The sequence below is a fragment of the Streptomyces pluripotens genome, assembly GCF_000802245.2.
GTDB lineage: Bacteria > Actinomycetota > Actinomycetes > Streptomycetales > Streptomycetaceae > Streptomyces > Streptomyces pluripotens.
Map to the genome: position 1 here is coordinate 7,030,606 of NZ_CP021080.1, position 14,504 is coordinate 7,045,109.

13 protein-coding genes and 2 pseudogenes are annotated in these 14,504 nt (G+C 70.7%); 6 read left to right on the forward strand and 9 right to left on the reverse strand.

Translation table 11 applies throughout. The annotated features are described in order from the left end of the window. Window positions 1-12: 12 nt before the first annotated feature. Window positions 13-633: an L-threonylcarbamoyladenylate synthase gene (locus LK06_RS31065; protein WP_039655546.1), complete on the reverse strand. Its 621-nt coding sequence runs from the start codon at window positions 631-633 to the stop codon at window positions 13-15. Window positions 634-804: 171 nt separating this feature from the next. Continuing rightward, window positions 805-2,052, reverse strand: a complete 1,248-nt coding sequence (locus tag LK06_RS31070) for a serine hydrolase domain-containing protein (RefSeq protein ID WP_043407353.1) — start codon at window positions 2,050-2,052, stop codon at window positions 805-807. A 269-nt stretch (window positions 2,053-2,321) separates the two neighbouring features. On the opposite strand from LK06_RS31070, the gene LK06_RS31075 reads away from it, so the two are divergent. Further along, entirely contained in the window at window positions 2,322-2,594 is a 273-nt protein-coding gene (locus LK06_RS31075; protein WP_234367552.1) for a hypothetical protein, read from the forward strand. Window positions 2,595-2,726: 132 nt separating this feature from the next. Here the strand turns inward: LK06_RS31075 and LK06_RS31080 are convergent, their stop codons facing one another. After that, on the reverse strand, window positions 2,727-3,197 hold the full coding sequence (locus LK06_RS31080; RefSeq protein WP_039655543.1) for a hypothetical protein: 471 nt from the start codon (window positions 3,195-3,197) through the stop codon (window positions 2,727-2,729). Between the two features lie 375 nt (window positions 3,198-3,572). Here LK06_RS31080 and LK06_RS35405 point away from each other — a divergent pair. Both LK06_RS35405 and LK06_RS35410 read left to right on the forward strand, forming a co-directional pair. Next, a pseudogene (locus LK06_RS35405) lies at window positions 3,573-4,712 on the forward strand (MMPL family transporter); the annotation flags it as partial. Between the two features lie 186 nt (window positions 4,713-4,898). Further along, window positions 4,899-5,837 carry an MMPL family transporter gene (locus tag LK06_RS35410; protein WP_374208127.1) on the forward strand — a complete coding sequence of 313 codons (939 nt, stop codon included), beginning with the start codon at window positions 4,899-4,901 and terminating at the stop codon, window positions 5,835-5,837. Here LK06_RS35410 and LK06_RS31090 read toward each other — a convergent pair. The 5 genes and pseudogenes from LK06_RS31090 to LK06_RS31110 all read right to left on the reverse strand — a co-directional run bounded on the left by LK06_RS31090 (window position 5,830) and on the right by LK06_RS31110 (window position 10,384). Further along, complete coding sequence (locus LK06_RS31090; RefSeq protein WP_039655541.1) at window positions 5,830-6,936, reverse strand: PP2C family protein-serine/threonine phosphatase; 1,107 nt, start codon at window positions 6,934-6,936, stop codon at window positions 5,830-5,832. The two genes, LK06_RS35410 and LK06_RS31090, sit on opposite strands and share 8 nt — an antisense overlap. Before the next feature lie 678 nt (window positions 6,937-7,614). Next, window positions 7,615-7,898 (reverse strand): annotated as a pseudogene (locus LK06_RS34750) (Gfo/Idh/MocA family oxidoreductase); the annotation flags it as partial. Between the two features lie 35 nt (window positions 7,899-7,933). Continuing rightward, on the reverse strand, window positions 7,934-8,917 hold the full coding sequence (tgmB, locus tag LK06_RS31100) for an ATP-grasp ribosomal peptide maturase (protein WP_039655540.1): 984 nt from the start codon (window positions 8,915-8,917) through the stop codon (window positions 7,934-7,936). 17 nt (window positions 8,918-8,934) lie between these two features. Then, entirely contained in the window at window positions 8,935-9,126 is a 192-nt protein-coding gene (gene tgmA, locus LK06_RS31105) for a putative ATP-grasp-modified RiPP (RefSeq protein ID WP_039655539.1), read from the reverse strand. 394 nt (window positions 9,127-9,520) lie between these two features. Continuing rightward, on the reverse strand, window positions 9,521-10,384 hold the full coding sequence (locus LK06_RS31110; RefSeq protein ID WP_039655538.1) for a fructosamine kinase family protein: 864 nt from the start codon (window positions 10,382-10,384) through the stop codon (window positions 9,521-9,523). Window positions 10,385-10,873: 489 nt separating this feature from the next. Here LK06_RS31110 and LK06_RS31115 point away from each other — a divergent pair, with 489 nt between their 5' ends. The 3 genes from LK06_RS31115 to LK06_RS31125 all read left to right on the forward strand — a co-directional run bounded on the left by LK06_RS31115 (window position 10,874) and on the right by LK06_RS31125 (window position 13,294). Next, a complete protein-coding gene (locus LK06_RS31115; protein WP_039655537.1) occupies window positions 10,874-11,770 on the forward strand; it encodes an aminoglycoside phosphotransferase family protein in 897 nt (298 codons plus the stop codon). A gap of 178 nt (window positions 11,771-11,948) precedes the next feature. Then, complete coding sequence (locus LK06_RS31120; protein WP_039655536.1) at window positions 11,949-12,485, forward strand: hypothetical protein; 537 nt, start codon at window positions 11,949-11,951, stop codon at window positions 12,483-12,485. A 146-nt stretch (window positions 12,486-12,631) separates the two neighbouring features. Beyond that, complete coding sequence (locus tag LK06_RS31125; protein WP_039655535.1) at window positions 12,632-13,294, forward strand: class F sortase; 663 nt, start codon at window positions 12,632-12,634, stop codon at window positions 13,292-13,294. A 34-nt stretch (window positions 13,295-13,328) separates the two neighbouring features. Here the strand turns inward: LK06_RS31125 and LK06_RS31130 are convergent, their stop codons facing one another. Then, entirely contained in the window at window positions 13,329-14,495 is a 1,167-nt protein-coding gene (locus LK06_RS31130) for an SGNH/GDSL hydrolase family protein (RefSeq protein ID WP_039655565.1), read from the reverse strand. Window positions 14,496-14,504 lie beyond the last annotated feature (9 nt).

The window sequence follows — 14,504 nt, forward strand, 5'->3', positions numbered from 1 at the left end:
GATCCCACACGCTCACTCGAAGCGGCTGGTGTCTCCCGCGCCGCGCCGCACGATCTCCGCCTCGCCGCTGGAGAAGTCCACCACGGTCGTCGGCTCGGTCCCGCAGTCGCCGGAGTCGATCACCGCGTCCACTGCGTGGTCGAGCCGGTCCTTGATCTCCCAGCCCTGCGTCATCGGCTCCTCCTCGTCCGGCATCAGCAGTGTGCTGGACAGCAGCGGCTCACCGAGCTCCCTCAGCAGCGCCTGGGTGACCACGTGGGCGGGGATGCGTACCCCCACCGTCTTTTTCTTCGGGTGCAGCAGTTTGCGCGGCACCTCGCGGGTGGCCGGGAGGATGAAGGTGTAGCTGCCCGGCGTCGACGCCTTCACCGCACGGAACACGTCGTTGTCCACCCGTACGAACTGGCCGAGCTGTGCGAAGTCCCGGCACATCAGCGTGAAGTGGTGCCGGTCGTCGAGACGGCGGATCGAGCGGATCCGGTCGATGCCGTCCCGGCTGCCCAGCCGGCAGCCCAGCGCGTAACAAGAGTCGGTCGGGTATGCGATGAGCGCCCCCGAGCGCACCGCGTCGGCGATCTGGGCGATGCTGCGCTGCTGCGGGTTCTCGGGGTGCACGTCGAAGTACTTCGCCATCCGCAGAGCTTATGCCCTGGCCGGGTACGGAACGCGCAGGCCTGCCCCCGGTCGTGCCCGCCCCGGGCTGCGGCGCGCCGCGCACCGCCCGTACTCCGCTTCGGCTCGCGCCCCGCCGCGGGTGTGCCGTCGTGCCCGTGGCGTTCTCCTCCCACCGGTGCGGCCACCTCTTCACCCGGTCGACGGCTGGGCCGGCAGGTTGAAGACGTGCTGCGGTGAGATGATCTGCGTGATCGCCTGGCCGAACAGGGTGCCGGGTGCCTCTCCGTCATGCTGGATGTCGGTGTTGAGAAGCACCACCAGGCTGGTCCGCGTAGCCGGCAGGTAGAGGGTCAGGGACTCATAGCCCGGCAGGGAACCGTTGTGGCCGATCCACCCGTGCACATTGAAGATTCCCAGCCCGTACCCTGCTCCCGGGACCGGGCCCGGCGGGAAGGTGAGCCGCTGCGCCTGCATGGCGGGGCTGATCAGGCGGCTCCCGTCGGGTAGTTGGCCGGTGGCGACGGTGGGCGCCCAGATGTGCAGGTCGTGCAGTGTGGAGACCATCGCGCCGGCCGCCCAGGCCCAGGATGGGTCCCAGTCGGCAGTGTCGGCCACCTGCCCGTTCGCGGTCTGGTTGGAGTAGCCCTGCGCATGTGGAGAGGGAAACTCGCTGCCCGTCGGGAAGAGCGTCTGACCCATGCCGGTCGGGGCGAGGATGTGCTGCTCGATGTAGTTCCCGATCGGTTGACCGCTTTCCTTCTCCACCACCAGACCGAGCAGGATGAGATTGGTGTTGCAGTAGGAGAACTTCTGCCCCGGTGGGAACAGCACCGGATGCCGGAAGGCGTAGCTGAGCAGTTGTTGCGGTGTGAAGGGGCGTTGCGGGTCGGACGTGAGTGCCTTGACGAAGCCTTCGTCCTGAGTGTAATTGAACAATCCACTGCGCATGTCGGCCAGTTGCCGCAAGGTGATGTCACTGCCGTTCGGCACACCGTCGATGTACTTGCCGATCGGATCGTCCAGGCTGACCTTTCCCTGGTCCGCCAGCTGCAGCAGTGCGGTCACGGTGAACGTCTTGGTCTCACTGCCGATGCGCATGGAGAGGCCTGGGGTCATCCTCCGTCCGGTCGTCTTGTCGGCGACGCCGAACGAGCGGACGTAACTGGGCTGCCCCGGAGTCCAGACGCCCACCATCACTCCGGGTACGTTCGCCTCGCTCATCACCTGCTGGACGGCTGCGTCGAGTTGGCGGGCCACAGCGGGGGTGAGGGGGAGGACTTCCGGCCCCGAGGGCGACGGCGACGGACTGGGTGCGCTGGCCGCGGACGTGGCCGGGGTGGAGACCGGAACGGCACCCGCGGTGAGCGGCGCCATCAGTGTCCCCGCCGTCACGACGATCACGACCCCCCGGCACAGGCGTGCGGATGTGTGCGACATGGGCTGACTCCAAGCACCTGAGAGAGCAACCCGCGGTGCGCGGGACGGCGGAGCCCGGACCTTCCCAGCATAGAAGTGCTCACCCGACCGCGCCCGTCGAGCCGGAGGGGTGCCGCAGGCTGTGCGTGGCCTTGCCCGCGGTGCACGCACACGGTCGGTGGGATGCTTGTCCGACGGGCGGAGCGCCCCGTTCGAGCGTTGGCTTCACCCGACCCGGTGAGGCGGTGCGGTGGGGCGTACCGGTGCCGGGACTCGGACGTTGCCCCGGCATGAACCGCTTGGACCAGCTGAACTGCCTGGACCGGATCGATCCTGCGGACCGGGTCGATCACCTGGATCACGTGGAGGGTACAGATCGTGTGAGGAGTACGGACCGGTTGGACCGGTCGCACCGGGTGGACCGGGCCGGGGAGCCGATCTACGCCGGGCTCGTCGCGGAGTGGCGGGCGCAGGGGCGGACCGTCCCCGCCGAACCCGACGCGCTGTGGACCGTACTCGTCGGCCTCCCGCCGCGCGCCCGGTCCGGCTCCGCACGCCCCTGACACGCCCAGCGCTCAACTTGGAAGTGCCGCACTGCGTAACGACAGTTGACTCCGGCACTGTCGCGGTGGACCGCGCGGTTGCCCGCACCCTTTCAGCGCGCCTTTGCCCGCGGCGGACTTCGTCCGACCTGTTCAGGGGGCGCACGGCGGTGTCAGGACGGCCAGGGTGCCGTTGGCCTGCCGCAGCGCTTCCTCCAGGGAACCGGGCGAGTGCAGTGTGCCCGTTCCGTCGGGCGGGACGAGCCACTCCAGGGCGCGGGTGGGCCGGTACGGCGGCGGCACGGTGACCCAGGCTCCCCTGGTCACGTGCCGCAGGCCGGCACCCACCCAGCCCCCGGACGGCTCCGGCGGCAGGAAGAACCCGACCCGGCCCGCCGCGGTGTCGACCAGGGTGGGTCCAGGTACGGGTAGCGAGGGTCGCCACAACAGGTCCAGAGCCAGCAGCCCCAGCCGGTCGGGAACGCTCAGGACATCCCAGAATCTGCCCGCCTCCAGCAGCGCGATGCCCTCACCGTGGTCCCACTCCCATTTGCAGGTGCGTGGGTCGGCCGCCGCCGCGGCCAGCCACTCCACGCCCCGCATCCACATCGTGTTCGTCGTCATGCCCTGCTCCGGAAGTCCTCGCCCGCCCGATCTGCGCACGGGCAACGGCTGGGGCCGGGACGTCGTGTGACTGCGTATCGACCCGGCATATGCATGCTCGTAGATATTTCTACGTGGCGGAAGGGGTGGCGGGGTGTGGCGTTTGCACGAGTGTGTTCGAAATCCGATTAACGGTTCGCCGGTTGGGAGGTTTCGCCCAGCGGTTCCCCCGCCCGGTGCCGATAGGCGCAGAACCGCGGTTCTGACCAGCCGGGCAGTCCTGCGGGACGCGTATCGAGCGATGCGGCTTCGGCACCCGGATCCGTGGAGATGACGGAGCGACCGGGCGGGCGTCTAATGAGACCGTCCTGGTTAATCCGGCGAAGGGCCGAGACCATGCCAGCCGACCGTGCCACCGGGAAGGGTGAAAACGCCCCCGGGGAGACCGCGGCCCCAGGGAGGGCCCGGGGCGGAGTGCTGCGCCGTCTCGGTCAGTGGTGTGCCCGCCACTTCGTGGTCGTCATCGTCACCTGGCTGATTGCGCTCGGGGCGCTCCAGGCGTTCAACAGCGCCTTCGGAGGCACCTACTCGGACAACTTCGCCCTGCCCGGAGCCCAGTCCCACAAGGGACTTCAAGTGCTCAAGCAACACGAACCCGCAGTGGGCGGCTACAGCAGCCAGATCGTGCTGCACGACAGCGCCCGGCCCCTCACCCAGTTCGGCGGCCAGATGTCCCAGACCGTCAGTGAGCTGCAGGGGCTACCGCACGTGCTGGCCGTTCAGAACCCACTGGCCGCTGCCGGTAAACCTTCTGCCGCACCCGACCTGGGCCCGCTGTCGTCCGACAGGAAGACCGCTTACATCACCGTCCGCTTCGGAGTACCGCCGGCCACCCTCGGCGCGGGCTACCTGCACGGCGTGGACCACGCCGTGCAGCCGCTACGCGCCGCCGGCGCCCAGGTCGAGTACGGCGGACCGCTCGGCGAACTGGCCCGACCGCACACCAGTGACCGGATCAGCGAGGCGATTGGCTTCGGGGTCGCGATCATCGTGCTGCTCGTAGGGTTCGGGAGCGTCATCGCCGCTGCCCTGCCCCTGGTCACCGCACTGATCAGTGTGCTCGGCGGCCTGGCCTGCCTCGGTCTGCTCGCCACCGCCTTCACCTTCGCGGTCGTCTCACCGACCCTGGCCACCATGATCGGGCTCGGGGTGGGCATCGACTACGCCTTGTTCCTGATCACCCGACACCGGCAGAACCTCATCGACGGCCTCGATCCGGTCCGCGCAGCCGGGCACGCGAACACCACCAGTGGCCGTGCCGTGCTGGTCTCGGGCTGCACGGTCATCATCGCCCTGGCCGGTCTGTACGCATCCGGCCTGACCTTCATCGGCAGGCTCGGTCTCGCCGCGGCGGTCACCGTCATCACGGCCGTCGTCGGAGCGCTGACCCTCGTACCCGCCATGCTGGGGCTCATCGGCCGCCGCATCGACCGGCTGCGGGTGCGCCATCCCGTCGCGGAGACGGACGCAGAGCCGGGGGCACCGGCCCAGGGCACGTGGCACAACTACGCCCGCCGGGTGGAACGCCATCCGTCCTGGTTCCTCGCCGCCGGCATCGCGACGATCGCCGTCCTCGCGATCCCGGTCTTCTCCATCCAACTCGGTCACATCGGCGACGGTGCCGACCCCACCTCCTACACCGACCGCAGAGCCTTCGACCTGATGACGGACGCCTTCGGGCCCGGCTCCAACGGTCCCCTCACCGTCGTCGTGGACCAGAGCGAGGTCCCCGCCGGCCAGCGCACGGCTCTGGCCACCCAGGCCCAGAAGACCCTCGACGGCGTGTCCGGTGCCGCCGCCGTCACCCCGTTGACCCCCACCAAGGACGGCGATGTGCTGGTCGCCACCGTGTACTCCCAGCAGTCCCCGCAGAGCGCCACCACCACCGACCTGGCCAACGGGCTGGTTCACCACACCCTGCCCGAGGCCGTGCGTGGCACGGACGCCAAGGGGTACGTCACTGGCACCACGGCCGCACAGGTGGACTTCCGCGATATCGTCGCCGCCCGCCTTCCGGTGATCATTGCCGTGGTCGTCGGCCTGGCCTTCCTGGTCATCCTCGCCGTCTTCCGCGGTCTGCTCGTCGCCGTCAAGGCGGCCGTCCTCAACGTCTTGTCCATCACCGCTTCCTACGGCGTCGTCGTGGCCGTCTTCCAGTGGGGCTGGGGTGGACCGGCTCTCGGCGTGCACGGCAAGGTGCCCATCGAGAGCTATGTGCCGATGATGATGTTCGCGATTGTCTTCGGCCTCAGCATGGACTACGAGATCTTCCTGCTGTCGCGTGTCCACGAGGCCTGGCTGCGCACCGGCAACGCACAAGACGCGGTCGCCCATGCCCTGGAGATCACCGCGCGGGTCATCACCTGCGCCGCACTGATCATGGTGAGCGTGTTCGCCGCTTTCATCATCTCCAGCAACATCGTGGTGAAGATGCTCGGTCTCGGTCTCGCCGTCAGCGTCCTGATCGACGCCACCGTCGTGCGTCTGCTGCTCGTACCCGCCGTGATGACACTGCTCGGGCGGCGCGCCTGGTGGACCCCGCGATGGCTCGACCGGATCCTGCCGCACGTCGACACCGAGGGGGAGAGCCTGGTCAGGTGACCGGCGGCTCGGGGGCCAGTACCAGCATGGTGGCGTCGTCCCGGACGTCGTAGCGCAGCCGTACCAGGTCCGCCCACACCGCATCCGGCAGCTCGGAGGGCGCCGCGCCGGTCAGCGCGGCCAGCCGTTCGGGCAGTGGGTAGAAGGCGTCGGCGGCGTCCCTGGCCTCCCACACACCGTCGGACGCCAGGAACAGCCGGTCGGTCGGTCCGAGCGACACCGAAACCTCCTTCGGCGGATCGACGCCGACCAGCCCGATGCCCAGCGGCGGCCCGGGGGCCACGGCCACCTCGATGGCGTGGCCCTCGTGCAGCAGGACCGGCGCTGGATGACCGCAGGCCACCACCCGCACCGTACGCGCGTCGGGCGAGAACTCCAGCAGCATCGCCGTGGCGAACAGCTCCGGGTGCCGGACACCCGCCGAGTCCACCGTCAGCCTGCGGTCCATCCGTGCCGCCACCGATTCCAGATCCGGTTGGTCCAGCGCGGCCTCCCGGAACGCCCCCAGCAGCGACACCACCGTCGTGACCGCCGACAGTCCGTGCCCCTGCACGTCACCCATCACGGCCCGTACCCCGCTCGGCCCGTCCCGCACGTCGAAGAAGTCCCCGCCCACGAGCGTTCCGCCCTGTGCCGCCTGGTAGAAGCCCGTGCATCCGATCCGCCCGACCCGCTCCGGCAACGGCGGCATCACGGCCCGCTGCACCGCCTCTCCGATCGCCCGCTCCGTGTCCAGTTGGACGTCGCGGTGACGGCGTACGTAGGACACGAACACGCTCAGGACGGAGACGAACACGATGGTGAGCAGATCGGTCTGACCGGGGCGGTCCAGGTGCGTGGCCGGGACGTTCAGTACCAGGACCACCCCTACACCGAGGACCGCGGTTCCGAGAGGGCCGTACGACAGCACCGCGAGCGGGGGGATCGCCCCCAGCAGGAAGCCGAGGTCGCGCGCGTCCGGGGTCGCCAGCGTCGCCGTGCCGACGGCCACGAGCAGCAGTACGGGAAGCACCCGCACCCACCACGGCGGCGGGGCTCCCCGCAACCAGCCGCGATCATCCCGGGACCCATGGGGCCACCAGCCGCGCACCGATCTCACATGCCCACGCTACGCCGACGAGGACCATCGGGCCTCGCTCGGGCCAGGCGGTCGGCGCGGGGCGGCTCGGCCGGTGACCGGGGCCAACGCCCGCAGCAACAGATCCCCGGAGGACCTGAGCACGGTTGACCGTCCTGCGTGCCCGTCCCTTCCTGAGGGCCTGCGTGCCCGGCCCTTCCTGAGGGACGGGGTGGCAGGTGCTTCCCGTGCGGTCACCAACTCGGTGACCGCACGGTGGCGACCGGAGTGGCACGGGCGATCTCGTGGAGGTCACCGGGCCCGCCCAATGGACCTCCCGGTCGGTCCCGTCGCCACGTTGCTCGGCCGCGCCGTCGGCCGGCATCGTCCCGCCGGGCCCGGGAACCGGCCCGTGGGGCTGACCGGCGCGGAGATCCACTTGCCCCCGTACCCATGTCCTCCTCGTCCCCCGCCACCCCCTGATGGGGGGCGCCCTGGCGTCCACCAGCTGTGAGGGGGTGCGCAGTAGTGGCACTAGCCACGCCATCCGCCGGACGAGCCTCCGCGGTCGCCCGGATCTCGATGACGCGTGGGCGGAGGCAGCGTCGCAGGAGTCCGGGCGACCAGTGGGCTGCCGTCCTCAGGGCATCGACGGCCTGGGAGAGCGCCGACCGGTCCTTTGGAGCCGCGTGGCAGAGCAGCCGCACCCGATTCGTCCCGCAGTTCCGCATCGACCCGGCGGCGGGCGGTCGCCCGGGCGGCGCGGACCGCCAACTCGGCCTGGACGGAGGGTGGGAGGGCCACCGCCACAGCGTCCACATCAGTCAACAGCACAGCGCATCCAGGTCGTTCCACGCGGCGACGCCGTACCGCTCCGCAAGGGTCGTGGCCGCCTACGGCCGGCGTCCCCAGAGCCCCGCGAACTCCACCCCGGGATGCCCGGCTAGGGTCGGTGCGCAGGTCGCCCGGGCCCACGGGCCGGTTCCCAGCAGTCTGATGCGCATGATGCGTTTCCTTCCCCGAGCCGTTCCTGGCCCGTTCAACATGTGGCGCTCCGGCCGCCCTCCGCACGTGCGTGCCCCGAATGTCCGTCCATGGCGAGCCACGTGGCGATGGCGGCGGCGATCGGCTGACCGGTGTCCATCTCAACGAACCCGAACTGGCCGGACTGGTTGCACTCCAGGAACCACCAGATCCCGTCGGCGTCCTCCGCGAAATCGAAAGCGCCGTAGGCCAGTTCGGCCTCTCTCAGGTAGCGCAGCACGGCTTCCGCGATGCGCGGGGGTACGTCCGCCGGCAGCCAGGGGGAGACCGAGGGCGCGAAGCGGACGTCCACGTCGTCGGGATGGGCAGCCGGGTCAGCGGGTTTGCGCGCGGCCAGCAGAGTGTCGCCGATGACGGTGAGCCGGATGTCGGCCTGCTTGACGACCCGTCGCTGCAGCAGCGTCGGCCCGAAGGCGACCGCGGCGAAGTCCGCGTCAGGTGCCACTCGGCTGGTCGGCACCGCCCGCGGCGGCTCCTGCGGATGCGCACCGGAGACGGGTTTGACCACCAGATCCGGGAAACGCTCCGCGAACTCCCGCGCCGCCTGCGGGAACGTCGTGATCAGCGTCGCCGGCACGGCGAGGCCGGTGCGCTGGGCCAGGTGGAGCTGCCAGGGCTTGTGGCGGGCGCGGCGAGCGGCGTCCGGATGGTTCATCCAGCGTGCGTCGGTGGCGCGCAGCATCCCGTACAGAGCCTGTGATGACTCCTCGGTCAGCCAGGCGGACGGCTGGGCGGCCTTGACGGCCGCGTTCCCGGGTCTGCGTACCCAGATGGAGCGCAGGCCGTTCATGCTCACCAGGCGTCCGCCGACGGACAGATGTCCACGGCAGGCACCCCGCACGTACTCGCCCGACAGCGCCACCCCGTTGGTCAGATCGGCGGGATCGAGCCGGACCACGGGCACGCCCGCTTCGCCCAGCCGGAGGACCACCATGTCCGCCGTCACGTCCTCTTCACTGGTCAGGATGAGCACGGTCATCTTCGAAAACCCGCGGTTCAGTCGTCGAAGTGCGTCTTGGAACCCGCGGTCGACGTCGTCGTTCCGAGGGCTCTCAAGGTCGCTTGATCGGTGGCGGCGATCCGCCCGTCCGGGAGGACGTTCAACTGCAGTCCGGAGTCGTACGCGTACGGAGTGGTGACGTCCAACTGCACTGCGGGGCGCGCGTAGTTGAGCGTGAACGGTTGCATGGTCTCTCCCTGGTTCGACTTTCACGTCCTTATACGAATCGAACGGGTGAATGGTTTCCTTACACTGTGTAATCGCTGCCCGAGGTGGGTATGGAGAACGGTCTCGCGAGAGTGCCGTGAACCAGGAGAGAAGCGAAGGCCGTTCTACTTTCGGCGGCGGGACGGCCTGGCCGCACGGTGCATGGCATCGGCGACGCGGCATTCCTGCGCCTGCCCGTGCCGACCGACCTTTGCCGGCCGGCAGATGGTGGAGTGTTGCATGTCACACCCGACGGCATCGTGTCGGGGCATCTCAAGGGCGGTCGGCCGGTCCGGCGTCGAGTGTGAGCATCGAGACCAGATGTCGAGACCATGCCCCTCGGCGGCCCGGGCGCAGGAGAGCGGGCCGGCCCGTTCACCCCACCGTCGCGTGCGCCACGGCCAGGGCGCGCTGCGCGTATGCCCGTCCGAACAGCACCGCGTGGACCAACAGAGGGAAGAGCTGGTGCAGGCCCACTCGATCCTGCCAGCCGTCGGCCGGTGCGGCGGCCTCCCCGTATCCGGCGAGCACCCGGTCCAGTTGGGGGCAGCCGAAGAGCCGGAGCATCGCCAGATCGGTTTCCCGGTGCCCGCCGTGTGCGGCCGGGTCGATGAGCCGCACTTCGCCGTCGGCACCCCAGAGCACGTTTCCGTGCCACAGATCGCCGTGCAGCCGGGCAGGGGGCTCGGCGGGGCCGGCCAGTTCTGGCAACCGCTCGCATACCCGCTCGAACAGGGCTGCCTCGTCCGGGCGGAGTGTGCCACGGTCGACCGCGGCACGCACATACGGCAGCACGCGGTGCTCCGCGTACCAGTCGGGCCAGTCGACCCCCGGAGCATTGCGCATGCGGGCGAGGCCGATGTACGCATCACCGGGGCCGCCGGGCGGCGGGGCCCCGAAGTGGGGTGCGCCCGCCGAGTGCAGGGCGGCCAGGGCATGACCGAAATGAAGCGCCGCTTCGGGGCCGGGGTGCCCGGTCGGCACCCGCTCGGTCACCATCCAGTGTTCGTCGTGACCGAGTACCTCAGGGACCCGGACCGCACCCGCCGCGGCCAGCCAACGCAGGCCGGCCACCTCGGCGCGCACAGCCCCGCGGCCGTCCCCGCGCTTGACCACCACCGGTGTTCCGTCGTCCAGCACGACGTGGGTGGGCGTCCCTGATGTCACTGGCACACCGGTGGCCGCCCGCCCGGTGAGTCGGGATGCGACCCGGGCCGGATCCTCGTCTGACGTGACCACCGTTCCAGGGTAGGGTCCGCAAGAGAGCCCCGCCGCGGGGCAAGGGGCATGCACTTCGACCGTTGATACGACTACTGTTTTCAGTCACAGTCAGGCGGTCGCTACCCGTGCTGATCCTGTGCGACTAGCGTGAGGGCGTCGCGTCGCCACACCTGGGCACAGAGCCCCGCCGGGACTCGCGCACGGCGGAGGATCTTCCCCCGTGACCACGGTATTCGTGCTGATGGCCGACGTCTTCGAAGTCCAGCCGTGGTGGTCTGGCGCACCGGATTCATGAAACGGATACCCGAGCGGTTGCCGGTGACCTGGTAGCCCGCACCGTTTGTAGTCCCCGTGCGGCTGCGTCCCGCCCGCCACCACGGGCACGGCTGTCGCCCCGCGCGGCTGTGTCGCCCGCCGTCCGGTCCGGCCCACCTCTCCGCAGGCGCCCTTCTCGTAGGCTTTCGGCGGCACCGGACAACCGCGACCAGCGCCGGAGGGGGCTTCGCCGTGGAGTTCAGCACCGTGCTCGTGCGCTCGTTGCTGCGGGCCCAGCACCCGGATCTCGCCGGACTGGAGTTGCGCCCGGTGCCGGGGGGATGGGTCAACCAACTGTGGCGTCTGGGCGAGGAACTGGCGGTCCGGCTGCCCCGGGCACCGGGTGCTTCGTCCCTGCTGCGCGAGGAGGGGCGGTGGCTGCCGGTCCTGGCGCCCCGGCTTCCCCTGCCGGTGCCGGTTCCGGTGCGCGCCGGGGAGCCCTCGGCCTGCTTTCCCCGTCCATGGGCCGTCGTGACCTGGGTGCCGGGCCGGTCCGCTGACCGTGCTGCCTTCACCCGAGGCGAGGACGCCGCCGCCCGGTTGGCAGGCTTCCTCCGCGCGCTGCACCGGAACGCGCCCGCCGAAGCGCCGGAGCATTGCGGGCACGGGGGAATCCTGTCCCGACGCGCCGGAGATTTCCAAGAGCGGCTCCGGGATGTCGCGGACACCCTGACCGGGGAGGACGCAGCGGACCTGCGCACCGTCTGGGGCGAGGCCGCCGCCGCTGACAGGTGGAGCGGAGCACGGGTGTGGGTGCACGGCGACCTCCACCCGGCGAACGTGGTAGTCGCCGACGGATCCCTGGCTGGTGTGCTCGACTTCGGCGACGTCTGCGCCGGCGACCCCGCGACCGACCTGGCGGCTGTGTGGCTGCTCCTTCCGTCAGCAGCCGCCCCGTGCTTCTTCCGCTCGTATGGTCCGGTGGACGCGGCAACGATGCGGCGGGCACGCGGTTGGGCCGTGCTGCGCGGACTGTCGCTGATGCGCCTTGGCCGGGCCTTCGAACGGGGCCTGCCGGGAGGGCAGCCGCTATGGGGTCAGGCCGGGCGCACGGCACTCAACCGCGTGCTGACCGACTGGCGCGCTTGACTGGCCCGGACGAGGTGCCCAGGGCGGGGCGGCCGGGGCCGGACGGGTGGCGCGGTGACCCGGCTGGGCGGCTCGGATGGTGGACGCCGGCTCGCTCACTGACGGTGGTTCATGTCGGGGCCGGGTCCATCCAGCCGATGTGGTATCCGCTGCCCGGTCACGGCGGAAGGACTCGACCATGCGTTCTGCCCGCACGCTTCTGGCCACGGCGGTCGCCACGGCCGCCCTTGCCCTCGCCGCGCCCGGTGCCGCGTTCGCCGTTCCCGCGGGCGACGACGGAAGCCACCGCGACTCCTCGCACAGCCGCGAGAGTGATCACGATTCCGGCGGTGATCACGACCGGGGCTCCGGTGGGGATGACACCAACGACTACGCCGACGAGCACGGCAACGACAGCGGACACGACCAGCCGCGCGGCGGAATGCACACGGGTGGCGGAGCACTCGCCGCGGTGCTGCGCAGCGACAGCGGCGGTTCGGGGCGCGACAGCGGGAGCTCGGGGCGCGACAACGGGGGCTCGGGAGGCGACGACAGCCGATTCGACCCGCAGAGCTACCAGGACAGCGGACGCGACGAGCCGTACGGCGGAATGCACACCGGCGGCGGAGCGCTCGCCGCACCCGGTGTCACCGCGGGCGGCCTGGCTGTGCTCGCTGTGGGCGTCACCGGCCTGTACGTACTGCGCCGGAAGAAGGCCGTCCAGCCGATGTCCTGACGGAGTGGCGCGTTCCGAGGCGCGGACGCCGTCAGTCCGTACGGCCGGCTGGCGTCCCGCGCCCTCGCGATCCGGTCCGCGCCGGCTGGGCTGACGTCTCCCCGTCCTGATCCCCGTGCCGCCGTGCCCGAGTGAGGTGATGTCCGATGACAGCAGATCCACCCTCGATCACCCCCGCAGAACAGGAGCCGGACGAGGACGGCGCCGGGCAAGGAGGGCGGCTGACGCTGTGGGGCGTGGCGATCGCCGTGCTCGCCGTGAGCGTGTTCGGTGGCCACCATCGCTCCGGCGAGGCGTCCCGCGCCGCGGGCGCGAACGCTTCCACACAGGCCGACCCACACCGAGTCGGCAAGGCGATGCCCCGGTCCAGCCCGACCCGCCTACTCATCCCCGGGATTTCCGTGAACGCGCCGTTCACCGCGCTGGTGATCGGCACCTCGGGTCAGCTCCAGCCCCCGCCGGCCGGCAACACCAACCTCGTCGGCTGGTACGCGGAGGGCGCCTCGCCCGGTGAGAAGGGCACCGCGATCATCGCCGGGCACGTCGACACCACGACCTCGGCCGCCGTTTTCGCCCGCCTCGACGAGCTGAAACGCGGTGACAAGTTCACCGTGGAGCGCGCCGACGGCCGCAATGCGGACTTCGTGGTGGACAGCGCCGAGACCTTCGCGAAGGACGACTTCCCGAGTAAACGCGTGTACGCCGACGCCTCTCGCCCTGAAGCGCGCCTCATCACCTGTGCAGGGGACTACGACCACACGGCGAAGGACTACACCGAGAACTTGGTCGTCTTCGCCCACCTGGTGTGAGCCGGTTGGGAGGGCTCAGGGCGGCCGGACCGGGTCAGCAACCGCGGAGCGCGAAGGGGCCGTCCGCGGCGAACGCCAGAGCCACGAACCGTTCGCCGATCCGGCGGTGCGCGGCGCCATCCGGGTGGAGGCCGTCGGGCAGCGGGAGTTCGCCGGAGTCGGACTCGCCGTACAAGTCGCGGCCGTCGAGGAGGTGCAAATGCGGATCTCCGGCCGTCCGCTCGCGTACGATCCGCTCCAACTCCTCGCGTACGATCCGCAGGGTGAGCTTCCCGGCCGCCGTGTCCGCCGGGTCACCGACGGCCCGGAACTGCAGCCGTCCCTCTCCCAGTGCGGTGTGGTCCAGGGCGCTGGGGCCCGGTGTGTCTTCGTGGGCCGGGCACAGGATCGGTGAGACGACCAGCAGCGGAGTGCTGGGATGTCCCTCGCGGACGGTGTCGAGGAAACCGTGGACCGCGGGCCCGAAGGCACGCAATCGCATCAGGTCGGTGTTCACCAGGTTGATGCCGACCTTCACGCTGATCAGGTCGGCGTGGGTGTCGCGCAGCGTGCGGGCTGTGAAGGGGTCGAGCAGGGCACCGCCGCCCAGCCCCAGATTGATCAGTTCCACTCCGCCGAGGGACGCGGCGAGCGCCGGCCACGTGGTGGTGGGGCGGGCGGCGTCGGAGCCGTGGCTGATCGAGCTGCCGTGATGCAGCCACACCCTGCGGCTCCGGTTCGGTAGGGGCGTCACGGGTGCGTCGGTGCGCAGTGCGACGAGTTCGGTCGTCTCGTTGTGCGGCAGCCAGATCTCCAGGTCCTTCTCGGTGCCGGGAAGTCCGGCGAAGCGCACCGTGCCGACCGGTCCGGGCCGGCGCTCCACGGTGCCGGTGCGCAGGTCGATCGAGAGGGTGTGGCCGCCGGCGACCGTGGCGCTGCCGGCTGGCTGGCCGTCCACGAGCAGGTCGTACACGCCGTCCGGGCGGGGCGGTAGTCCTGGGTAGACCCGTTTGGTCGCCAGGGCGTCCAGTTCGACGAGGGTCGCGCGGGTCCGAAAGGCCAGTCGAACGCCAGAGGGCTGGGACTCCGCCAGGGCCAACTGCGGGTCGGCGCACTGGGTCCGGGCCCAGGCGGGCAGCCGGTGCGGCAAGAACCCCAGGGCGGTGGGTTCCAGCTCCAGAGCGCCGCGGATCAACTCGGGGGCGAGGGGAATCGTGTGCATGGTGGCGGC